This is a genomic window from Nonomuraea jabiensis, assembly GCF_014204795.1.
GTDB lineage: Bacteria > Actinomycetota > Actinomycetes > Streptosporangiales > Streptosporangiaceae > Nonomuraea > Nonomuraea jabiensis.
Window position 1 is genome coordinate 9,410,286 of record NZ_JACHMB010000001.1, and the last position, 20,174, is coordinate 9,430,459.

The following is a 20,174-nucleotide window of genomic DNA, read 5'->3' on the forward strand; positions in this document are numbered from 1 at the left end:
ATGCGCGACCCCGATCCGCGCCACGAAGCCGCGATCCGGAGCCTCGGGGACGAGCCCGTCGTCGTGGCGGCCCGGCGCACCCCCATCGGGACGGCCGGGCACGCGTTCAAGGGCGTGACGGTCGATCGGCTGGCCGCGCCCGTGATCGCCGCCGTGGCGCGCGAGCTGGCCGGGCGGCGGGTGGACGACGTGGTGCTGGGCAACTGCATGGGACCCGGCGGGAACGTGGCCAGGGTGTCGGCGCTGGCGGCGGGCCTGGGGCACGAGGTGCCCGGCCTGACGGTGGACCGGCAGTGCGGCAGCGGGCTGGCCGCGATCCTGGTGGCCGGTCAGGCCGTACGGGCGGGGGAGATGGACCTGGTGATCGCGGGAGGGGCGGAGAGCGCCTCGACCGCGCCGCTGCGTACCCATCGGGGCACGGCGGAGCCGTACCCCAGGGCGCCTTTCGTCCCGCGCGGCCACCCCGACCCCGACATGGGGCCGGCCGCCGAGGCGCTGGCGGCGGCGCGCGGCGTCAGCCGGGCACGCCAGGACGCCTACGCCTGCCGCAGCCACGCCAGGGCGCTGGCCGCCCGCGAGGCGGGCCGGTTCAAGGAGGAGATCGTCCCGATCGGCGAGCGCCGTGACGACCAGCGGCCCCGGCCGCTGCGGGTGGCGTCGCTGGCCCGGCTGCCCGCGGCGTTCGTGGCGGACGGTACAGTGACGGCCGGTAATTCCTCCCCGGTCAGCGACGGCGCAGCGGCCGTGGCCATCGTGCCCGAGCGGCTGCGCGCGGGCCTGCCGGGGATGCGGCTGGTGGCCGGGTCCGTCGTCGGGTGCGATCCCGAGCTGCCCGGGTGGGGTCCGGTGCCGGCGGTGCGGCGGGTGCTGGCGCGTGCGGGGGTGGAGTTGGAACAGGTCGCGGCGGTGGAGATCGTGGAGGCGTTCGCGGCGCAGGTGCTGGCCGTCACCGACGCGCTCGGGATCGACGCCCTGGACAACGATCGGGTGTGCGCCGACGGCGGTGCGCTGGCCCTGGGGCATCCCTGGGGCGCCACCGGCGCGGTCGTGGTGACCCGGCTGTTCAGCCGCCTCGTGCGCGGGGGCGCCCCGCCGGGGACGCTGGGCCTGGCGGCGGCCGCGGTGGGCGGCGGGCTCGGCGTGGCCGCCCTGTTCGAGGTGGTCGGCCGGGATGCCGGTCCTGGCCGGGACGGAGCACGGGCGTGATCGAGTTCGCCGACGTGCGCGTACGCCTCGGTGCCCGCGACGTCCTCAACGGCGTCACCGCGGCCCTGCCCGAGCGGCGGATCGGCGTGGTCGGCGCCAACGGCTCCGGCAAGAGCACCTTCGCCCGCCTGATCAACGGCCTGGCCCTGCCGACCTCCGGCAGCGTCACCGTGCTCGGGCTCGACACCCGCCGCCACGCGGCCAGGATCAGGCGGAGCGTCGGGTTCCTGTTCACCGACCCGGACGCGCAGATCGTGATGCCCACCGTGGCCGAGGACGTGGCCTTCTCCCTGCGCCGCAAGGGCCTGGCGCGCGAGGAGGTCGAGCGACGCGTGCACGACGTGCTCAGCCGGTACGGCCTGGCCGGGCACGCCGACCATCCCGCCCACCACCTGTCGGGAGGCCAGAAGCAGCTGCTCGCCCTGTGCTCGGTCATGGTGCTCGAACCGGACATCCTCGTCATGGACGAGCCGACCACGCTGCTGGACCTGCGCCACTCCCGCCAGGTCGCCGACCTGCTGGGCGAGCTGCCGCAGCAGGTGCTGGTGGTCAGCCACGACCTGCCGCTGCTGGCCGGTTTCGACCGCGTGCTGGTGCTGGACGAGGGCCGCGTCGTCGCTGACGGCACGCCGGACGAGGCCATCGCCCACTACCGGAAGATCATGTCGTGAACGGCCTGACCGGCGCCTACGTCCCCGGTTCCTCGCCGCTGCACCGGCTCCCGGCCGGGGTCAAGCTGGCCGGGCTGGCGCTGGCGTGCACGGCGCTGGTGCTGCTGAGCTCGCCCCTGGCGCTGGCCGGCGCGGCGGTCGTGGCGGCCGGTCTCTACACGCTGTCCGGGGTCGGCGTGGCGGCGGCCTGGGCGCAGGTCAGGCCGGTGCGGTGGTTCGCGGTGGGGCTGTTCGGGATGCAGTGGGTGCTCGTGGACCTGTCCGGGGCGGTGTCCACGACGCTTCGGGTGGTGCTCGCGGTCGCGCTGGCCGGGCTGGTCACGCTCACCACCCGCACCTCGGCCATGATGTCGGCGCTGGAGCGCTGCCTGTCGCCGGCCAGGTTCGTGGGCCTGGACCCGTTCCGGCTGTCGTTGCTGCTGTCGCTGACGGTACGCAGCGTGCCCGTCGTGGCCGCGCTGGCCACCCGCGTCCGGGAGGCCCAGCGGGCCAGGGGCGTCGAGCGCAGCTTCCGGGCCTTCGCCGTGCCGCTGGTGGTCGGCTCACTCCGGCACGCCGACGCCCTCGGCGAGGCCCTGAGCGCCCGCGGTCTGGACGACTGATATCCCAGGTTTGACTTATATAAGTCTGTCCTGAAACAATCTGGTCGTGCACGCATTCGACGTCCTCGGCGATCCGGTCCGGCGGCGGATCCTGGAGCTGCTCGCCGCCGGCGAGCAGAGCTCGGGGGAGCTCACCGGCGTCATCCAGCGCGAGTTCGGCATCTCCCAACCAGCCGTCTCCCAGCACCTGCGGGTGCTGCGCGACAACGGCTTCGCCAGCGTACGAGCCCAGGGCACCCGGCGGCTCTACGCCGTCGAGCCGGGGCCGCTGCAGGAGGTCGATCTCTGGCTGGAGCGATTTCGCGGCTTCTGGACGCAACGACTGGACGCGCTGGCGACAGAGCTGGCCCGCGGCAAGCGCGATCGCCGCATGAACGAAAAGGACACCTGATGGATATCGTGGACGAGCTGCTCAAGGCGCAGCGCGAGCTGAAGGACGGCGACGTCAAGACCGTGGTGCTGCGACGGCACTTCGACGCCGAGGTCGAGGACGTCTGGGACGCCTGCACCGACGCCGGGCGCCTGTCCCGCTGGTTCCTGCCGGTGAGCGGGGACCTCCGGCTCGGCGGGACGTACCAGCTCCAGGGCAACGCGGGCGGGGAGATCCTGCGCTGCGAGCCGCCCAACCTGCTGAAGGTCAGCTGGCTGTTCGGCGAGAACCCCGGATTCTCCGAAGTGGAGGTGCACCTGTCCGCCCAGGACGGCGGCACCCTGTTCGAGCTGCGCCACAGCGCCGAGGTGCCGCCGGAGTTCTGGGGGCGGTTCGGGCCGGGTGCGACCGGCGTGGGCTGGGACCTGGCGCTGCTGGGCCTGGCCCTGCACCTGTCGACCGGTGGCGACACGGGGGTCGACGAGGCCACCTTCCACGAGACCAGCGAGGGGCGACGCTACATCCTCGGGAGCAGCCGGGCCTGGGGCGAGGCCCACCTGGCCGCGGGCGGCCCGCCCGATGAGGTCGCGGCCTCCGTCGCCGCCACCACCGCTTTCTACGCTCCCGAACAGGAGAGCTGACACCCGGTCCATGCGGATCGGCAGGGGCTTGCGCTCGGCAGATCATCCCAGTAAACATTTACTGTGGCTTCGAGGAGCAGGCAGGCGCTGCTCGACGCGGGAGCCGAGGTGTTCGCCCGGCACGGGCTGAAGGGCACCCGGATCCGCGAGATCGTCGAGCGCGCGGGCGTCAACGAGCGGATGATCTACGACCACTTCGGCAGCAAGGAAGGGCTGTATCAGGCGGTCCTGGAGGAGCAGAGCGCCGGCATCGGGGCGGCCTGGCAGCCGTACCTGGAGGACCTGGCCGGCCGGGACGCGGTGGAGGGGACGCGCCTGGCGCTGCGGGCGTTCTTCGACCTGGTCGCCGAGCGTCCGCTGCTGGTGCCGCTGCTGCTGCACGAGGGGCTGGGCGAGGGGGAGATCCGGCCGCCGATCGACCCGTCGGAGCTGCCCGCGCCGCTGCGGGAGGCGTTCGAACGCGGACGGCGCGAGGGGGCCTTCCGCGAGGACGGCGACTTCGAGCTGTTCTACGTCACCGCGATCTGCCTGCTGACCATGTTGCCCGCGCTTCCCCGGCGGCTGGGCGCGCTGGCCGGCGGCAGCGCGGAGCAGGCCCGGGAGCGTCTGCGTGACCAGGCGGTCGACCTGCTCCTGGACGGCATCACCGGACCGGCGGGCAGAGGCCGGTGAGCGCCGCGCAGGTGCTCGTGGTGGGGGCCGGGCCGACCGGGTTGACGCTCGCCTGCGATCTGGCCCGGCGCGGCGTCGCCGTACGGATCATCGACCAGGCGCCCGGACCGTCCCCCGGCTCCCGCGCGAAGGGCATCACGCCTCGCACGGTGGAGGTCTTCGACGATCTCGGCGTCGCCGGGGAGGCCACGCGGGCGAGCACCCCGGTCGTCATGCGCCATCACGGGCGGGACGGCACGTTCGTCGATCAGCGGCCGGATTCCTACTGGCGGAGCAGCCCCGCCGAGCCCTACCCGCAGCTGTTGCTGCCGCAGTGGCGCACGGAGGCGATCCTGCGTTCGCTGCTCTCCCGGCTGGGCGTCACGGTCGAGTACGGCACCCGGCTGGCCGCGTTCGAGCAGGACGGGCATCAGGTCGTGGCCGCCGTCCAGCACCCCGAGGGCGGCCGGACCATCACGGCCGGCTACCTGGTGGGCTGCGACGGCGGGCACAGCACGGTACGCCGGGAGTTGGGGGTGGCCTTCGAGGGCACCACGCATCCGGCCCAGGCGCTGCTCATCGGCGACCTCGAGGTGACGGGCCCGCGAGCGGACCGGCTGCATTTCTGGGCCGACCCCGAGCGGGGCTTCCTCCAGCTGTGCCCGTTCACCGGATCGCCCGTCTGGCAGGTCGCCGCCATGACGCCAGGCTGGCAGGCACGACCGCCCGCACCTTCCAGGGAGGTCTTCCAGCACGCGGCGCGGGAGATCACCGGCTCGTCCGGCATCGAGTTCGGTGCCGCGAGGTGGACCTCCACCTACCGCGTCAACGTCCGCATGGCCGATCGCCTGCGCCGGGGACGCGTGTTCCTGGCGGGCGACGCCGCGCACGTGCATCCGCCGGCCGGCGGGCTCGGCATGAACACCGGGATCCAGGACGCCTACAACCTGGGCTGGAAGCTCGCCCTGGTCCTCGGCGGCCTCGCCACCGACGCGCTCCTGGACACCTACCAGGCCGAACGCCTGCCGATCGCCGCCTGGACCCTGGGCACCAGCTCCGAACGCCTGCGCGACATGGTCGCCGAGATCGGCAAGGGCGGCGGCGCCGACCTCGGCGTCGTGAACACCGACGACACTCGCCAGCTGGGGCTGGGCTACCGCTGGAGCCCGCTCTCGCACCCGGGCACCGGACACCGCGGGCGGCTGCGGCCCGGTGACCGCGCCCCCGACGCTCCCTGCCGGGACGCCGGGGGAGCGAGCGTACGCCTCTTCGACCTCTACCGTGGCCCGCACTTCACCCTGCTGGGGTTCGGCCACGCGAGCCGTCCCGCGATCGAGGCCGTCTCGGCCGCCTGGGACGGCCCCCTGCGTACCTGCCTGATCGCCCCCGGCGCCCCGCTCGCCGACCACGACGGCCACGCGGCGGACGCCTACGGCATCACCGGCGACGCGCTGGTGCTCGTGCGCCCCGACGGCTATCTGGCCCTGACCGCCGAGCACCATCAGGCGGCGGCCGTGGTGGACTACCTTCGGTCCCTGTGAGGGTCGCCGCGGGGGATGAGGCGGTCGTCACCAGGCGGTAGCCGAGGTCGAGGGTGTGGGAGTATCCGAGCCCGATCGACCCGTACGGATCGGCACTCACAGGTGCTTTCCGAGGTCGGCCACGTCCAGCAGGGGCAGGCCCCAGCGCAGGGCGGCGATCTCCAGGTCGGCGGCGCCGGCCATGGTGCCGTCGGGGTTCATGACCTCGCAGCACACCCCGACGGGCGGCAGCCCGGCCGCCACGCACATGGCCACGGTGGCCTCGGTGTGCCCGGCGCGTTCGGCCAGCCCTCCCGGGCGGGCGGCGAGCGGGAAGACGTGTCCCGGCCGCAGGAAGTCGGCCGGCCGGGCGTCCGGATGGGCCAGGCGGCGCACGGTCGCGGCGCGTTCGGCGGCCGACACGCCGGTGCCGGTGCCGGAGGCCAGGTCCACGGGGATGTGCGGGCGGGTGCCGTGCCGGTCGCCGGGGCCGGGGACGGGGCCGATCTCCAGCCGGTCGAGGACCTCGGGCGCGCAGGGCACGGTCGGATGGCCGCACACCTGGGTGAGCAGGAACGTGAACGCCTCCGGGCGCAGCCGGGCCCCCGCGAACACCACGTCGCCTTCGCCTTCCCGGTCGGGGTCCCAGATCATCACGGCTCCTCCGGCGGCGAGCTGGGCGAGCGCCTGCTCCACGCCGCGCCCGCCCGAGAGCCGGCCGGCCCAGGGGAGCGTCGCGACCGCCTCGGTCACCGACCGCGCCAGGTCGGGCACGCGGCGCCGTACCAGCCGGACGACCAGGTCGGGCTCCAGGTTCACCCGATCCCCGACGGACAGCTCCGACAGCGTGGTGGCCCGCAGCGTCAGCGGGATCAGCGCCACCGAGAACCGGTCGCGGGACACCTCGGCGACGGTCAGGCTGACGCCGTCGATCGCGATCTGCCCCTTCGCGACGACCAGCGGGAGGAAGCGCTCGGGCGGCTTGATCCACAGCCGCCGCGCGACCCCCTCGTCGTCGATCCGCACGATCTTGCCCACGGCGTCCACGTTGCCCTGGACCAGGTGACCGGCGAGCGGGTCGCCCAGCGCCAGGGGAGTCTCCACGTTGACCCGCGTGCCCGGCCTGATCTGGTCGAGGGTCGATCTGCGGCGGGTTTCCGCCGACAGCCCGGCCTCCAGCAGTTGCGTCTCGTACGCGGTCTGCAGGACGGTCAGGCCCACGCCGTTCAGGCAGATCGAACCCGGGGCGCCGGCGGCGGCCCGGGGGGCGCTGACCGCGATGCGCGCCTCGTCGACGGCCACCACCGTGCCGATTTCCTGGACGTTTCCGGTGAACATGCGACACCACCTCCCGACAGCAGGGACCAGGGGCCGGAAAGGCCCGAGAGGTGGCGGGGTCTCACCGCGTGGCCCGGAGTCGCACCGAGTCGTCCCGCCGAAACCGGCAGAACCGGCGGGCTGTCACCGCCGCACCTTGGAATCGCACCAATCAACCTTTTATCACCCGCCGCCCAGGAGATCAAAGCGTCTGGCCCAGGGACGCGGGCGCGATCCCGGCCAGCTTGATCAGGAACCGGTCGATCTGCGCCTCCAGCGGCGGCCAGGGCAGGTCGGGCTGGTTGACCCGCATCGACACGGCCCCGTGCACCGCCGCCCGCAGGTCCAGCGAGACCTCCGCGGCGTCGCCTGGCGCGGCGAGCCCGGCGTCCATGCAGCGCCGCACCGCGACCGTGGTGCGCTCGCCCAGCTCCTGCTTGAACTCCATGCTGGCCCGCTGGTTGAGCGTGCTCTCGTGGAGGACCTTGTACAGGCCCGGGTGCCGGCGTACCCAGTCGCCCAGGTAGAGCAGCCGGGCGCGCAGCCGCGCCACCGGGTCGGCGGCGGTCTCGGCCTGGTCGAGGGCGCGTACGAGGTCGCGGTGGCACTGCTCCAGGGCGGCGAGGACGAGGGCGTCGCGGTCGGCGAAGTGGATGTAGACGGAGGTGGCGGCGATGCCGACCTCCCGCGCGACCGCGCGCATCGACAGGGCCTGGTCGTCGGCGAGCTCGTCCAGCAGCCGCAGGGCGGCCGTGACGATGTCCTCGCGCAGCCGCTCGCCCTGACCTCGGGGGTTTCGGCCCCGTGAGCGGGGGTTCGTGGTCGCGTTCATGGGGGCCATTGTAACGAGACGGCCGTTGCACTACAGTCGTAGCGCTACAACTGTTCAGTTATCGAGGAGCATCCATGAATGTCCACGCCAAGACGCTCGACCCGGTGTTCGCGGAGATGAGCGAGGCCACCGACCGCAAGGTCTGGGAGGAGATCACCGAACTGTCCATGCGGGAGAAGATCCTGCTGTCCCTGGTCGGCGACGTCTGCCAGCAGACCCTCGGCCTGCCCTTCGAGGCGCACGTGACGATGGCGTACGAGAACGGCCTGTCCGCCGACGACCTGCGCGAACTCCTGCGCTTCATCGCCTACGACAGCGGCTACCCGGCGGCCCTGTCGGCGCTGGCCCGCCTGGTCGACATCGAACGCGAGCAGGCCCTGCCCGGTCCCACGGGCGACGGGCACCCGATCGACGCCGACGGGCAGACCAGCCCGATCCCCGCGCCGACCCGGCAGGCCGTACGCAATCTCGACCCCGGCTTCGCCGACTACATGGACCTGCAGTCGCGCATGCGCGCGGGGATGCGGCGGCTGACCGTCCGCGAGCGCGCGTTCGCGACCATGACCGTCGACGTGCTCTTCCAGACGCTGGAGGAGAGCTTCCGCGTCCACGTGACGCGGGCACTGAAGGCGGGTGCCACCCCGGAGGAGGCGCGTGCGGTGGTGCGCTTCTCCGCCCAGTTCGGCCTGACGAAGGCGTGGCGCGGCATGCGGGCGCTGAATGCCCTGTTCACGGAGGCGGGCACGGTCTTCGCCTGATCGGTCCCCGCGAGCGGCCGTCCCGCGAGGTAAGGTGAGTGAATACTCACCAACTTGGAGGGGCGACACTGATGAGAATCGCGGTCTTCGGCGCGACCGGCGGCATCGGCCTGCAGCTCCTGCGCCAGGCCCTCGGTCTCGGCCACGAGGTCACCGCCGTCGTACGCGACGCGTCCCGGCTGCCTGCCGAGCTGCGCGGGCGGCTGGACGTCGTCGAGGCCGACGTGATGAACCCCGACGCCGTCTTCCCGGCGGTCAAGGGCTGTGGGGCCGTGCTGTCCGCGATGGGCACGCGCGAGCGCGGCCCCACCACCGTCCACAGCGCCAGCACCACCTCGATCATCCAGGCCATGACCGAGGCGCAGACCCGCCGCCTGCTGCTGGTCAGCGCCAGCGGCCTGGTCGCCGACGCGGGGGACGGCGTCTTCACCCGGTACGTGCTCAAGCCGCTCATCGTGCAGCGCCTGCTCCGCCACTCCTACGCCGACCTGGCCCGGGCCGAGGAGCTGCTGCGCGCCTCCGGCCTGGACTGGACGATCGTGCGCCCCTCCCGCCTGCTCGACACCGAGCGGCCCGGCCCCTACCGCACCGCCCGGGACCGCAACATCAGGGGCGGGTTCAGCACCACCCGCGCCGACGTGGCCCGCTGCATGCTCGACCTCATCGACGACCCGTCGTCCGTCCGCCACGTCATCTCGGTCGCCTCTTAGGACCGCGCCGCGGCAGCGGCGGCGTGCCCAGTTGGCACGTGCGAGACTGGGTCCATGGCGACCGGTGTCGGCGCGCGGAAACGTCGGACGGGCAGGGGCATGGGCCGGCTCCCGACGATGAAGGAGATCGCGGACCATCTCGGGGTTTCGCGGCAGTTGGTCTCGCTCGTGTTGAGGGGCGTTCCGGGGCCGAGCGAAGAGTCAAGGCAGCGGATCCTGGCCGCGGCCGACGAGCTCGGCTACCGGCCGAACGCGTCGGCGCGGCTGCTGCGCCAGAACCGTACGCGGCTGATCGGCGCGCTTTTCTGGATGCGCAATCCGTTCCAGGTACTCGTCATCGAGCGCTTGTTCGTTCGCGCCGCGGAACGAGGTTTCGGGCTGGTGCTGGGCCGACGACGTCCGATCGGCCGACCGACGTGGTGGTTGCGCAACTGATGCAGGAGCGGGTCGAGGCGCTGGTCGCGTTCAATCCGGATCCGACGTCGCGCGCCCTGGCGGACGCGCGCGAGCTGGTGCCCGTGGTGTGGCTCGGGGAATGGGCGGACGAGCTCGACGTCGACGAACGTCCATGTCGATGAGATCGAGGGGCTTCGCCTGGCGGTCGAGCATCTCGTGGAGCTCGGGCACCGCGACATCGTCTATGCCGGCGGACGAGGCGGAACCGTGGGCCGAGTTCGTGCCGAGGCGTACCGGAGTGCGATGGCTGCGGTCGGACTCGCAGAGCGTGCTGAGGTGCTCGAGAGCGACTTCTCCGAGGAAGACGGTGCCAGTGCCGCGCGGCAGATCCTGGGACGAAGTCACCGGCCGACGGCTGTGGTGTGCTGCGGTGACCAGTGCGCGGCGGGTGTGCTGGCGGTGTTCGCGCGGGCTGACGTCAACGTGCCCGGCGAGATCTCCGTGGTCGGTTTCGATGACAGCTATGTGGCCTCGCTGTCGTGTGCGGATGCTCGGCACGTTCCTGCTTGATCCGCGGGATGTTCCGCACGTGGCGGTGGACTACGTGGCCGAGCAGATCGGTGTGGCGGACCCGTCGTGCATCAAGCTGTATCCGGAGCGGGCCCAGACCAAATGGGACCATCAAGGCGAGATCGGGAGCTGCTGGAGTACCGGGAGTTCGCCGAGGCCCAGGACGAGCTGCTGCGGTTCCTGGGATCGCGGGTGCGCAACTTCCGGGTCTCCGCGGCGGGAGTTGTTCGATCGGGCGGTGGTGTGGCTGATCGACAACAAGGTGGTGCTGCCGGGGATCACCGTACTGGCCTCCGGGGAGGATCGGACCGAACTTTGGCGCTACAGAGAACGAGGCACGGCGATGAGCCCAACCCGCGTTGATCCCTCGCGAGTCCTTGTTGGTGGCCTTCGAGGAGGCTGAGTGCAGGAATTAGCGGTAGCGACCTGGGGCTTCTTCGCCTGTTAGTGATCCGTGACGTGATGGCCCGGACCTCCTACAGCTCCAGCCAGCCGCCGGTCATGATCAGTGGGTACGGCGGCGGGGCGCGAGGACCTCGGTGACCTTGGCGATGGCCTCAGGTCCGGGTTTGACGTAGCGCATGGCGGTGCGGGGGTTCTTGTGCCGGGTCTTGCCCATGATGAGCTGCAGCGGCACTTCGGCCTCGCCGAGGTGGGTGGCGGCGCTGTGGCGCAGCTGATGCAGATCGAGGCCGGCGTGCTTGTCGAGCAGGACGCGGGCGCGGTCGTAGCCCAGGCGGGCGCGGCCGGTGTGCGGGCAGATGTCGGCGGCCGCCGGGCGGCGGGCGGGGACGGGGCGGCGTTCGGACAGGAACAGCGGGCCGTGCGTACGCACGCTGCCGTCGGGGAGGCGGAGCAGGCGGGGCAGCAGGTGAGCGGTGCCACTGTCCCAGTACAGCCACTCGGTGGCGCCGCCCTTGGAGCGGACAGGTGCCCGCCGGTGCTCCAGGTCGAGGTCCTCGACGTTCAGCGCCAGGATCTCGGCGGCCCGGGCCGCGGTCTCGTACAGCATCCGCCACAGGGTCTTTTCGCGCAGGGGGATGTCGCGGCGTGACAGCAGCCGGTGGATGGTGGTCTTGGCCACGGCGCGGGTCTCGTCGATGGTTTCCTTGCGGCGTTCGGCCTCGGCCGGGACCGATGGGGCGGCCCAGTGCTTCTTGGTCTGGCACCAGGCGAGCCAGGAGGTGATGGCGGCGCGGTTGCGGTTCCAGGTCGCCGGCGCGCTCGTCCCCCACAGTTCGGTGAGCGCGGTGCCGATCTCGATGTCGGCGATCTCGGCGAGCGGCCGATCCCGACCGAGCAGTGCGATGACGCGGTCGATGGCCGAGGCGTAGGCGCGGCGGGTGTTGGGGTTGGCCGTGCGCGCGGTGGCGAGGAAGGCGTCAGCGGCCGCAGCGAGCGTGACGTGCCCGCCGCGCAGAGCGGAGACTTTCGGTGCCGTGCTCATGCCGGCCGCCGGGCGATGCTCGCTGCCGGCGTGGGTGATGTACCGGATAACGTGCCGGAGTCGCGCACCATCCCGGCGAGGGGTTCTCCTGGTCGCCGCATCGCCGTGATCGCTCATGTACGTGATAATAGTCCATTATCACGTACATAAAGCCCTCTTAGGATCGAGCGGGGACTTCCACTGCTCCAATTCATCGAATATCGCCGATTGACGATGAATGAGTACAAGGAACCCTGTGCCACGGGCGGAGGCCGAGGAGTACGCGAGCTGTTTCAAGGCTCTCGCGGACGCGACCCGGATCCAGATCGTGTCGCTGCTGGCCCGGCGGCGCGCGCCGATGAGCGTGGGCGAGATCGTGGCCGCGTCCGGGGTGGGGCAGTCCACCGTGTCGCACCACCTGAAGATCTTGGCCGAGGTGCGGTTCGTGCTGGTCGAGAGGCAGGGCACCTCCAGCCTGTACCGGATCAACGAGAACTGCGTGAGCTGTTTTCCGACCGCCGCCGACGTGGTCATGGGCAACCCCGCGCCGGTCGCGCCCACCTGCGAGTGAAGGAGCCTGGTCATTGCGTACGACGAGATCATCGACCACTACTCCGCGCTGGCCCGTGCCGCGGACGCCGGAAGGACGGTCGCCGACTGCGGGCAGGACGCGTTCGAGCAGGGCGGCTTCGGCGCGGCCGGCTATGAGGAGCTCGGCATGCTGCCCGAGGGGGCGGTGCGGGCCAGCCTGGGCTGCGGCAACCCGGTGGCCGTCGCCGAGCTGCGCGCCGGCCAGACGGCGCTGGATCTGGGCTCAGGCGGCGGCATCGACGTGCTGCTCTCAGCCCGCCGGGTCGACCCGCAGGGCAGGGTGTACGGAGTGGATGCCAGCGCCGACATGCTGGCGCTGGCCCGGCGCAACGCCAAGCAGGCCGGCGCGCGCAACGTCGAGTTCCTGCAAGGCACGATCGAGCGGATGCCGCTGCGATGGTTATCTTGGGTTGTTGACCTCTTCTCGCAGGTCAGGGCGTTATGCTCTTGTCGGGCACGTAAGGCATGTCGGCGGGCGTTGAAGACATGTGCTCCGAGGGCGAGACCCATGCCTGCGCTGGGACTGGGGACCGGTCAGGTCAGCGTCCGCGCCGGCCGTGTCAGCCGCCGCCTCACCGCGACACCAGCCAGGCATCAAAGTGGTCCGCGACCGTAACGACCCTGAACGGTTCAATGATCGAAGGCCGCGACGCCTGCTGGCCGGCCGCACCGCCGGGCCGGCCTTCCTGGCCTATCGGCGCGCCCCGCCTCCGGCCGCCGCCCGCGGCGGCCTACCTCTGCCCGGCCGTCGGCCGCGGACGGCTGTCCTACCGGAACCGTTACCGCTGGCGACGCTGCTAGCCGAGATCATCAAGCTGGAGCGGGTCAAGGCGATCGGGCTGCCGCAGACGCTATTCGGCGAGACCTCGGAGAAGGTCGTGGAGGTCCTGGCGGGCGCGGGTGATGCGCATGTACCCCCTCCGACGAAGAGAAGGTAAACCGTTGCCGTGCAGTGCGCTGCTCAGCCATTCGATCAAACGCCTGCGCTCCCCGACGATGAGATGGCACCGTGCAGCTGATTTAGGCGATTTCTGCTCGCTCAGTTGAGGCGGTGGCCGGGGTGATCTGATGGTCGTATGCGTTGATGATGGCGTCGAGGAGGCTGGGGAAGCGGGCGTCGAGATCTTCGACGCGGAGTGTGGTCCAGCGGCGGTTGCCGTCCTCCCGTTGATGGATGACGCCGGCCTCGCGGAGCACCCGGAAGTGGTGGGTGAGGGTGGAGGGCGCCACATCGACCGGGAAGGTGCCACAGGCTCGTGCGAGGTCGGCGCGCAGTGTCCGCACGATGGTCATGCGGGTGGGGTCGGCGAGGGCATGCAGGATGTCCAGCACGTCGAACTCCTCGGGGTCCGGATGGTTCAAGGTCGCGCGGCGGCCGTGTGATCGGGGCATTCTCGCACCTCTCTTTCGACAAACATCGTACATCCATGATACGACTTTCGTTGTACGACGAACATCGAAAGAGGAGAACGGCATGCGCGCTCTGATGATGACCGCACCGTCACAAGGATCAGACCGCACACAGGTTCAGGAGATCGGCGAACCCCGTCCGGGCCCAGGAGAGGTCACGATCGATGTCGCCTACGCCGGGGTGAACTTCATCGACGTGATGGCACGTCGCGGCGACCCCGGATACGCCAGCACCTGGCCATACGTGCCCGGGCTGGAGGCCACCGGGACCATCCGCGAGCTCGGCGCGGGCGTCAGCGGTCTCACCGTGGGGCAGCGAGTGGCCGCGTTCACCCCGGGAGGTGGCCTGGCTGAAGTCGCGCTTGCGCGGGCGGCCCTCACCGTACCGGTGCCGGACCAGGTCTCGCTGCTGACCGCCGCAGGCGCCCCGATGATGTTCGCGACCGCGTTGCTCCTGTTGACCGACGCCGCCCGGCTGGGCTCCGGCGAGAGTGTGCTGGTGCATTCGGCCAGCGGCGGCGTGGGCAGCGCCATCGCGCAGCTGGTGCCCGCGCTGGGCGGGGGACTGCGCCTTGGCACCGTCGGCCGTCCCGACAAGGTCGCCGCAGCCCAGCAGAGCGGCTACGACCTGGCGTTCGCTCGTGGCGATGACCTGATCGAGGCAGTACGCGCTGCCACCGGCGGGAGCGGCGTCGACGTCGTACTGGACCCGCTGGGCACCAGCATGCTCGACGTCGATCTGGCGGTCACGGCGCCCGGCGGGCGGATCGTGCTGTTCGGCAACGCCGGCGGCGGGCAGCCCGCTCCGCTCCCTCCCGTGGGGAAGCTCATCGGCGGAAACATCGCGATCGGCGGGTTCAGCATCAGCAGCCTGAGCGTCTCCGCTCCCGAGCGCGTCGCCGCGGCTCTGCGCCGCGTTCTCGACCTGATCGCCGCCGGTCGGCTTGACGTCGTCGTCACCGAGATCGACTCACTCGCCGACGTGCCTGCCGTACACCAACTGCTCGCCGACCGTCGCGGCAATGGCAAGTACGTGACACGACTGACCACTGAGTTCGATACTCCGTGAACGCGCGCCTGGATGTGCGCGCCAAGGCCATGAGCGCACCGCCGCGCCGCGCGTCCTGATCGAGCGGGGCAGCCAGGCGTCCGCTACTCAAGTCCTTCGAGACGGCGGGCATCTTTGATCTCGCTGAACCTGGCAGCCGTCATCGGGGTCCACTCCCTCCTCTGTCCAGCGGCACGGAGGGCTTCTCCAACCTCGCTGAGCTTCACGGAGGACAACACGCCCGCCCGCTCGATCAGGTCGTCCCGGGCCACGGTGGTCAGCCATGTGCACGGAGTAAAGCCTGGACGCGGGAACGCGAACCGCAGCACGCCTTCGAAGGGCAGTCCTTCCGGGGCTCCTACGGCCACTTCAACGCCCAGGCCGCTGATGTCGGCGCCCGCTGGCGCAACGACCTGCATCGCCTGAAACCCGGATGACTCTTCGTCCGAGAGCAGCACGACCGGGCGTCGCTCATCGAAGTCGACCCACCAGATTTCACCGCGTTGCATGTGTCCTCCTAGCACGAGACGGCGGGCGAACGCTGCGTGCCCCGTGCGGGACACGGAAGGGATGCGGCCCCGTCTTCGCACGTCGTGACCGAGGGGCGGTGAAGACGGGCGCGGCCACCGTTGATCATCGGTGTGTGAAGACTGAAGATCATGCGGTGGCCGCGAGTCACAGCGTAGACCCTGCCCGCTGGCAGGAGGCATTCGAGGTCCTGATGTCCCGGATAGCGGGCCGGTTCGCGCGGGTTGAACCCCGGCGTCGGGTGCGGGACTTGGTGCTGGGCTGCTGTCGGACCTGCCGCGCAAGAACTGCTGGAGCATCGCCGAGTGGGCCGGGCAGGCCAGTCCGCATGGAATGCAGCACCTGCTCGGCCGGGCTAAGTGGGATGTCGACACCGTGCGCGATGACGTGCGCGAGTACGTGCTGGAACATCTGCACGACGACGATGCGGTGCTGGTCGTCGATGAGACCGGGGACGTGAAGAAGGGCACGCACACCGTGGGTGTCCAGCGCCAGTACACTGGCACGGCTGGGAGGGTCGAAAACGCTCAGGTCGCTGTCTACCTCGTCTATGCAGGCCGCCGCGGACACGCGGCGATCGACCGTGAGCTGTACGTCCCGCGCTCGTGGACGTGCGACCCGGACCGCTGCCGGGCGGCGGGACTGGGCGAGGACACCGTCTTCGCGACCAAGCCGGAGCTGGCCGCCCGCATGATCGGCCGGTTCCTTGACGCCGGGCACCGTGTGGGCTGGGTCGCGGGCGATGAGGCTGCATCGGCTCGGGTCCGTGTCACCAGCCGCAAAGTAACGCTAAGTAATCAAAGTTATGCGATGTGGCCATGGGCTTCGGCGTAGTCCCGGCCGCAAAGTAGCAAAGCGTCATGTCTCCGGCGCGTTGCGTCGCCCTCACGGGTGCGACATACCAGTCGGTAGCTGGACGGTTACGGCCCATGTTTCTCCTGACCTTCGTTGGAGGTCCGGGAGAAGGGGTGCGGGACATGCGACGCGAATGGGAGATCGAAGACCCGATCGAGTGCTGGACGCTGGATGAGGAGGAACTCGCGCTGCTGGCAAACAAGTCTGGGGCGACTCGGCTCGGTTTCGGCTTGATGCTGAAGTTCTTCGAGCTCGAAGCAAGGTTCCCGCGCCGGGAGGACCTGCCTCGCCCAGCGGTGGAGTTCATGGCGGGATAGGTCAAGGTGGACGCGGCGTTGTTCGCCGCCTACGACTGGTCCGGGCGCACGATCGAGTACCACCGGGCGCAGATCAGAAAGTTCCACGACTTCCGCGAGCCGACGATCGGCGATGAGGACAAGCTGGCCGACTGGCTGGCCACCAAGATCTGCCCCGTGGAGATGTCGCGGGACCGGTTGCGCGGCGCGCTGCTGGCGCGCTGCTGGCGCGCTGCCGCGAAGACCGGATCGAGCCGCCGAAGACGACTCGGATCGAACGCGTGCTGGGCGCGGCCGAGGCGATGTTCGAGCGGAACTTCACCGCCACGGCCGTGCAGCGCTTGTCGTTCGAGTCGTTTGGCAAGCTGGAAGAGCTGATCGTCGCTGAAGCTTCCCCGGCCGCTCCGGAGGGAGACGCTCCGCAAGAGGACGGGCAGGCCCAGGCCGCCAGTGGCGGCAGGCGCGCGTTCTTGCAGGAGCTTCCTCGGATAACGCCACCGGCTCGAGCCTGCTGTCCGCCATCTCTCCAGCAGACCTCACCAGCCAGGCGTCGTCACCACCACACAGTCAATCTGAAACGAAACACACCTCATGTGGTGTCCCTGATACTCACAACCAGCTCACTAGGGGGTGTTCACGAATGGTCTCCACCTGCGGCGTAACGCAGGTGGAGGAGATCACTTCCCGCCTTGAGGCTGATCGTTTTCGGACGATCCGTTCAGAAGATCAGCGCGATCTTCCCGTTCAGGCTCCCTCGCTGGAAATGCTGGTGCGCGGCTTTCATGTTCTGCACGGCGTATTGCCCGTCGACCCGGATCTTCAGTCGCCCGCCGTCCACGGCTGCGGCGAGTTCGGCGAGTCCGCGGCCATCTTCGCGTACCTGGTTGACCGTGGTGCGCACCCGACGATGCGACAGGTCGGGTACGGGCCCGGCTTGAGTGGCGATCGAGGCGTACCTGCCGCCATCGGCCACGGCGTCGGTGACAAAGGCGCCGAAGGTGTCGAAGATGGCGTCGTAGCCGCCCACCGGCAGTGTGGTCCGGTCGGTGGTGGCGTGGTCGGCTCCCAGTTCCTGCACCACCTTGATCTGCGCTTGTCTGGACACCAGCGCGTCCACCTGCGCTCCGCGAGCACGCGCGAGCTGCACTGCGAGTCCGCCGACGGCTCCTGCCGCGCCTGCCACCAGCAGCTTGTCTCCCTGGCCGACCTGCAGCCAGTCCAGGGTCTGCAACGCGCTCAGTCCCGGCAGGGGCAGGGCCGCCGCCTCGACCAAGCTGACCGACGTGGGCGCCTGGGCGATGGAGGCAGCCGGGATGGCGACGAGGTCGGCCCATGAGCCGCGTCCGGTCGCCAGCTGATGCGACATGCCGAACACCCGCTCGCCGACGGACAGCTCGCTCGTGCCTGCGTTGACGACGATCCCCGCCAGTTCCCAGCCCAGCGTCATCGGCAACGGTGGCGTGCCCTCTCCGATGGCCCCTTCCCGCGTCTTATCATCAACCGGGTTGATGGCCGAGGCGATGACCCGCACCAGCACCTCGCCATCGGCTGGTTGCGGTTCCGGTACGTCGACCAGCGCCAGCACATCAAGATCTCCAAAGTGGTCGATCTGCAGAGCACGCATACCCAACTCCCAAAGTGTCCGATGAGCATCCAACATTAACGGTGGCCTACTTTGTGCCGGTGGCAGACCGGCACCCTGTGCGGTGATGGCTCTCGAGGGCTGGGTATGTCCGGCCAGCCGTCGGCAAAAGCGCGTCCGGCTCCGAGGGCGTCGGCGAGCAGATACGCGGGGGACAGGGGAGGCGCATGATGGGTGACGCCGACGGCGCGACGAGCACCGAAGCGAAATCGGCCGGATCGCGTCACCGCGGCGCCGACGGCCCGCCCAAGCAGCCCGCGCGTCACCGACGCCGCGGTGTTCGTGCCAGGAGATGAGCGATCCATGATGATTAGCCGATCCCAGCAGCAGGCCGCGGCCCGGGCCACCCACGCCCAGCGGGTGGTCCAGAGGCTCGCGGCGCACTTCGACGACTTGGCCGATCCGGCGACCGCCGAGGTAGTGGCCACGTCCATCGCCGCCTATCTGGCTGGGCCCGCCGCAGGGCTACCCTCAACGCCGTCGCGGGCACTGGCCTAGAGGCCCTGTTGGGCAGGACCCGAGCGGAGATCCTCTCCTGCATCGCCCGGGCACCGGGCTGCACCACCAGCGAACTGGCCAGCTACACGGGGGTCTCGTTGTCCAGTGCGAGCGAGCATGCCAATGTGCTGCGCCAGAACAAGCTGACGGACGGCGCCCTTCCCCCGGTCTCCTGCGTCGCACCTCGCTGGTCTGCCGCTGGCGGGGTTCGGAAACACGGTTCGTTGCACCTTTGGGGATTCCGAGCCCATGCAGAAGGGATGAACGGCGGACGCGCGCCGACCACCTCCTGGTGATCACCGCGCTTGCGGGACAAGGCCACGAACCTCGCGCTTATGGCTGCCCGGCTCAGCACCGTGCCTTACATGCCTGACAAGATCATATCGCTCTGAACTGCGAGAAGGGGCCAACAACCCAAGATAACGATTGCACCCTGTTCCCGCCAGGGAGTTCAGCTCTCCTCACGGTCGGCCTACCACTCTGGACGGACCTGGAGCGGACCCCGACGGGCCATAGCGGGCGATTTGTTCGTCGGAGAGAAATTCGAACGGCATGGCCCAGGAACGTAAGCCCCGCGACCTGCCAAAACGGTGCCTGTCACCGAACCGGCACGAAGATCAACTCCCTACCGCTAATTTCTGCACTCAGCCTCCTCGAAGGCCTGGTCGACTCGGGCCGCCGGCGGCCGACAGGTCGGGAGGTTCGGCGAGGACGGCTTCGACCATCAATTCGACGAGTTCGGTCTTGCCGGGCACGTAGCGGTACAGGGCCATGGCCGGATCGCCGAATCGACGGCGACCTAGTTCATCGAGACGGCTTTCAAGCTCTGCGTGGCCATGGTGGCTCTAGGTGCTTTCAGAAGCCTGCCCTGGCCTGTTCTCCCGGCCCCTCTCGGTGCGCCGCCATCGCAGATTCGGCCGCCTGCGGGAGGGCTGCGGCGATGCAGTCGAGGACGCGCTGGAGTCCGTACCGGAACTGGTCGTCGCGGCTCAGGTGGAACCGGTGCGCCTTCATCACGATCTTGCTGAAGATCGGGTACTCCCCGCTCTTCAGCAGCTGCTCGACGTACGGGCCGCTCCGCGCCATCCACTCCGACTCACTGAGCCCGCTGCGGCGGACCTCCTCGGCCCAGCTGATTTCCTCCCGGGCGGCGCCCTCGACGTAGCCGTTCAGGATGGCCATGAGGGCGAGGTTCTCGTCGATGGAGACGTGAGCGTCGAGGGCACCCATTACCCGTTCGATCACAAGCAGCTGGTTGGGGCCGAAGCTGGGGAGTGACCGCTGCACGGTGGCGATCCACGGGTGTCGCAGCCACATCGCCCGCAGCCCGTCGGCGTAGCGCGTCAGATCCGCGCGCCAGTCGCCCGAGGGCATGCCCTCGACGTCGATCTCGCCCTGCAGCCGGTCGGCCATGAGCTCGATCAGGTCGTCACGGCTCGGCACGTAGCGGTAGAGCGACATCGCGCCGGCGCCGATCTCGGCGGCGATGCGCCGCATGGTGGCCGCCTCCAGTCCCTCGGCGTCGGCGATCCGGATCGCCGCCTCGGCGATCTGCGCGCGGTTGTAGGCCGGTCTCGGCCCCCGGGCGGGGCGCTCGGGGCGCATCCAGATGTTCGCGTACTCGGCGTCGGTCACC

At 70.4% G+C, this 20,174-nt stretch carries 27 protein-coding genes and 1 pseudogene; 21 read left to right on the forward strand and 7 right to left on the reverse strand.

Translation table 11 applies throughout. The features are described 5' to 3' along the window. The 7 genes from HD596_RS42925 to HD596_RS42955 all read left to right on the forward strand — a co-directional run bounded on the left by HD596_RS42925 (position 1) and on the right by HD596_RS42955 (position 5,682). Entirely contained in the window at positions 1–1,206 is a 1,206-nt protein-coding gene (locus tag HD596_RS42925) for a thiolase family protein (RefSeq protein ID WP_185075137.1), read from the forward strand. After that, positions 1,203–1,877 carry an energy-coupling factor ABC transporter ATP-binding protein gene (locus tag HD596_RS42930; protein ID WP_185075138.1) on the forward strand — a complete coding sequence of 225 codons (675 nt, stop codon included), beginning with the start codon at positions 1,203–1,205 and terminating at the stop codon, positions 1,875–1,877. The genes HD596_RS42925 and HD596_RS42930 overlap by 4 nt, the downstream gene beginning before the upstream one ends. Then, positions 1,874–2,479 (forward strand): energy-coupling factor transporter transmembrane component T family protein, encoded by a 606-nt coding sequence (locus tag HD596_RS42935; protein WP_185075139.1) that lies wholly within the window; start codon positions 1,874–1,876, stop codon positions 2,477–2,479. Before HD596_RS42930 ends, HD596_RS42935 begins: the two co-directional genes overlap by 4 nt. Positions 2,480–2,525: 46 nt before the next feature. After that, a complete protein-coding gene (locus HD596_RS42940) occupies positions 2,526–2,870 on the forward strand; it encodes an ArsR/SmtB family transcription factor (protein WP_185075140.1) in 345 nt (114 codons plus the stop codon). After that, positions 2,870–3,490 carry an SRPBCC family protein gene (locus HD596_RS42945; RefSeq protein WP_185075141.1) on the forward strand — a complete coding sequence of 207 codons (621 nt, stop codon included), beginning with the start codon at positions 2,870–2,872 and terminating at the stop codon, positions 3,488–3,490. Before HD596_RS42940 ends, HD596_RS42945 begins: the two co-directional genes overlap by 1 nt. A gap of 63 nt (positions 3,491–3,553) precedes the next feature. Further along, positions 3,554–4,162, forward strand: coding sequence for a TetR/AcrR family transcriptional regulator (locus HD596_RS42950; protein WP_185075142.1), 609 nt, complete (start codon positions 3,554–3,556; stop codon positions 4,160–4,162). Then, the gene (locus tag HD596_RS42955) at positions 4,159–5,682 is read left to right on the forward strand and encodes an FAD-dependent monooxygenase (protein ID WP_185075143.1); all 1,524 of its coding nucleotides are present in this window, start codon (positions 4,159–4,161) and stop codon (positions 5,680–5,682) included. Before HD596_RS42950 ends, HD596_RS42955 begins: the two co-directional genes overlap by 4 nt. Before the next feature lie 96 nt (positions 5,683–5,778). Here HD596_RS42955 and HD596_RS42960 read toward each other — a convergent pair whose 3' ends face one another. After that, positions 5,779–6,999, reverse strand: coding sequence for a riboflavin synthase (locus tag HD596_RS42960; protein ID WP_185075144.1), 1,221 nt, complete (start codon positions 6,997–6,999; stop codon positions 5,779–5,781). Positions 7,000–7,180: 181 nt separating this feature from the next. Then, entirely contained in the window at positions 7,181–7,810 is a 630-nt protein-coding gene (locus tag HD596_RS42965; RefSeq protein WP_246555281.1) for a TetR/AcrR family transcriptional regulator, read from the reverse strand. Between the two features lie 74 nt (positions 7,811–7,884). On the opposite strand from HD596_RS42965, the gene HD596_RS42970 reads away from it, so the two are divergent. The 6 genes from HD596_RS42970 to HD596_RS42985 all read left to right on the forward strand — a co-directional run bounded on the left by HD596_RS42970 (position 7,885) and on the right by HD596_RS42985 (position 10,647). Next, positions 7,885–8,568, forward strand: a complete 684-nt coding sequence (locus HD596_RS42970) for a carboxymuconolactone decarboxylase family protein (RefSeq protein WP_185075146.1) — start codon at positions 7,885–7,887, stop codon at positions 8,566–8,568. A 71-nt stretch (positions 8,569–8,639) separates the two neighbouring features. Beyond that, positions 8,640–9,278, forward strand: a complete 639-nt coding sequence (locus tag HD596_RS42975) for an NAD(P)-dependent oxidoreductase (RefSeq protein WP_185075147.1) — start codon at positions 8,640–8,642, stop codon at positions 9,276–9,278. A gap of 54 nt (positions 9,279–9,332) precedes the next feature. Further along, positions 9,333–9,713 (forward strand): LacI family DNA-binding transcriptional regulator, encoded by a 381-nt coding sequence (locus HD596_RS60780; protein ID WP_221519804.1) that lies wholly within the window; start codon positions 9,333–9,335, stop codon positions 9,711–9,713. Then, entirely contained in the window at positions 9,713–9,856 is a 144-nt protein-coding gene (locus HD596_RS60785) for a hypothetical protein (RefSeq protein WP_221519805.1), read from the forward strand. The genes HD596_RS60780 and HD596_RS60785 overlap by 1 nt, the downstream gene beginning before the upstream one ends. A 16-nt stretch (positions 9,857–9,872) precedes the next feature. Beyond that, on the forward strand, positions 9,873–10,244 hold the full coding sequence (locus HD596_RS60790; protein ID WP_246558002.1) for a substrate-binding domain-containing protein: 372 nt from the start codon (positions 9,873–9,875) through the stop codon (positions 10,242–10,244). Next, positions 10,222–10,647 carry a DUF4158 domain-containing protein gene (locus HD596_RS42985; RefSeq protein WP_185075148.1) on the forward strand — a complete coding sequence of 142 codons (426 nt, stop codon included), beginning with the start codon at positions 10,222–10,224 and terminating at the stop codon, positions 10,645–10,647. Before HD596_RS60790 ends, HD596_RS42985 begins: the two co-directional genes overlap by 23 nt. A 102-nt stretch (positions 10,648–10,749) precedes the next feature. On the opposite strand, the gene HD596_RS42990 is transcribed toward HD596_RS42985, so the two are convergent. After that, entirely contained in the window at positions 10,750–11,691 is a 942-nt protein-coding gene (locus tag HD596_RS42990; RefSeq protein WP_185075149.1) for a tyrosine-type recombinase/integrase, read from the reverse strand. A gap of 235 nt (positions 11,692–11,926) precedes the next feature. Here HD596_RS42990 and HD596_RS42995 point away from each other — a divergent pair, with 235 nt between their 5' ends. Both HD596_RS42995 and HD596_RS43000 read left to right on the forward strand, forming a co-directional pair. Beyond that, positions 11,927–12,241, forward strand: coding sequence for an ArsR/SmtB family transcription factor (locus tag HD596_RS42995; protein ID WP_313046322.1), 315 nt, complete (start codon positions 11,927–11,929; stop codon positions 12,239–12,241). A gap of 147 nt (positions 12,242–12,388) precedes the next feature. Further along, positions 12,389–12,877 (forward strand): methyltransferase domain-containing protein, encoded by a 489-nt coding sequence (locus HD596_RS43000; RefSeq protein ID WP_185075151.1) that lies wholly within the window; start codon positions 12,389–12,391, stop codon positions 12,875–12,877. A 404-nt stretch (positions 12,878–13,281) separates the two neighbouring features. Here the strand turns inward: HD596_RS43000 and HD596_RS43005 are convergent, their stop codons facing one another. Next, positions 13,282–13,593, reverse strand: coding sequence for an ArsR/SmtB family transcription factor (locus tag HD596_RS43005; protein ID WP_313046323.1), 312 nt, complete (start codon positions 13,591–13,593; stop codon positions 13,282–13,284). Here HD596_RS43005 and HD596_RS43010 point away from each other — a divergent pair. Further along, positions 13,583–14,740 carry a quinone oxidoreductase family protein gene (locus HD596_RS43010; protein ID WP_246555283.1) on the forward strand — a complete coding sequence of 386 codons (1,158 nt, stop codon included), beginning with the start codon at positions 13,583–13,585 and terminating at the stop codon, positions 14,738–14,740. The genes HD596_RS43005 and HD596_RS43010 overlap by 11 nt on opposite strands. 83 nt (positions 14,741–14,823) lie before the next feature. Here HD596_RS43010 and HD596_RS43015 read toward each other — a convergent pair whose 3' ends face one another. Continuing rightward, the gene (locus HD596_RS43015; protein WP_185075154.1) at positions 14,824–15,228 is read right to left on the reverse strand and encodes a type II toxin-antitoxin system PemK/MazF family toxin; all 405 of its coding nucleotides are present in this window, start codon (positions 15,226–15,228) and stop codon (positions 14,824–14,826) included. 212 nt (positions 15,229–15,440) lie between these two features. Here HD596_RS43015 and HD596_RS43020 point away from each other — a divergent pair. The 3 genes and pseudogenes from HD596_RS43020 to HD596_RS43030 all read left to right on the forward strand — a co-directional run. Continuing rightward, positions 15,441–15,997 (forward strand): annotated as a pseudogene (locus tag HD596_RS43020) (IS701 family transposase); the annotation flags it as partial. A 227-nt stretch (positions 15,998–16,224) separates the two neighbouring features. Continuing rightward, on the forward strand, positions 16,225–16,419 hold the full coding sequence (locus HD596_RS43025) for a DUF4158 domain-containing protein (protein WP_185075155.1): 195 nt from the start codon (positions 16,225–16,227) through the stop codon (positions 16,417–16,419). A 6-nt stretch (positions 16,420–16,425) separates the two neighbouring features. Further along, on the forward strand, positions 16,426–16,776 hold the full coding sequence (locus tag HD596_RS43030; RefSeq protein WP_185075156.1) for a DUF4158 domain-containing protein: 351 nt from the start codon (positions 16,426–16,428) through the stop codon (positions 16,774–16,776). 340 nt (positions 16,777–17,116) lie between these two features. On the opposite strand, the gene HD596_RS43035 is transcribed toward HD596_RS43030, so the two are convergent. After that, complete coding sequence (locus HD596_RS43035; protein WP_185075157.1) at positions 17,117–18,022, reverse strand: NADP-dependent oxidoreductase; 906 nt, start codon at positions 18,020–18,022, stop codon at positions 17,117–17,119. A gap of 321 nt (positions 18,023–18,343) precedes the next feature. Here HD596_RS43035 and HD596_RS60795 point away from each other — a divergent pair, with 321 nt between their 5' ends. Both HD596_RS60795 and HD596_RS60800 read left to right on the forward strand, forming a co-directional pair. Next, positions 18,344–18,538, forward strand: a complete 195-nt coding sequence (locus tag HD596_RS60795) for a hypothetical protein (protein WP_221519807.1) — start codon at positions 18,344–18,346, stop codon at positions 18,536–18,538. An 8-nt stretch (positions 18,539–18,546) separates the two neighbouring features. Next, positions 18,547–18,834 carry a winged helix-turn-helix domain-containing protein gene (locus tag HD596_RS60800; protein ID WP_246555285.1) on the forward strand — a complete coding sequence of 96 codons (288 nt, stop codon included), beginning with the start codon at positions 18,547–18,549 and terminating at the stop codon, positions 18,832–18,834. A gap of 559 nt (positions 18,835–19,393) precedes the next feature. Here HD596_RS60800 and HD596_RS43045 read toward each other — a convergent pair. Continuing rightward, positions 19,394–20,173, reverse strand: a complete 780-nt coding sequence (locus tag HD596_RS43045; protein ID WP_185075158.1) for a TetR/AcrR family transcriptional regulator — start codon at positions 20,171–20,173, stop codon at positions 19,394–19,396. Position 20,174: the final 1 nt, after the last annotated feature.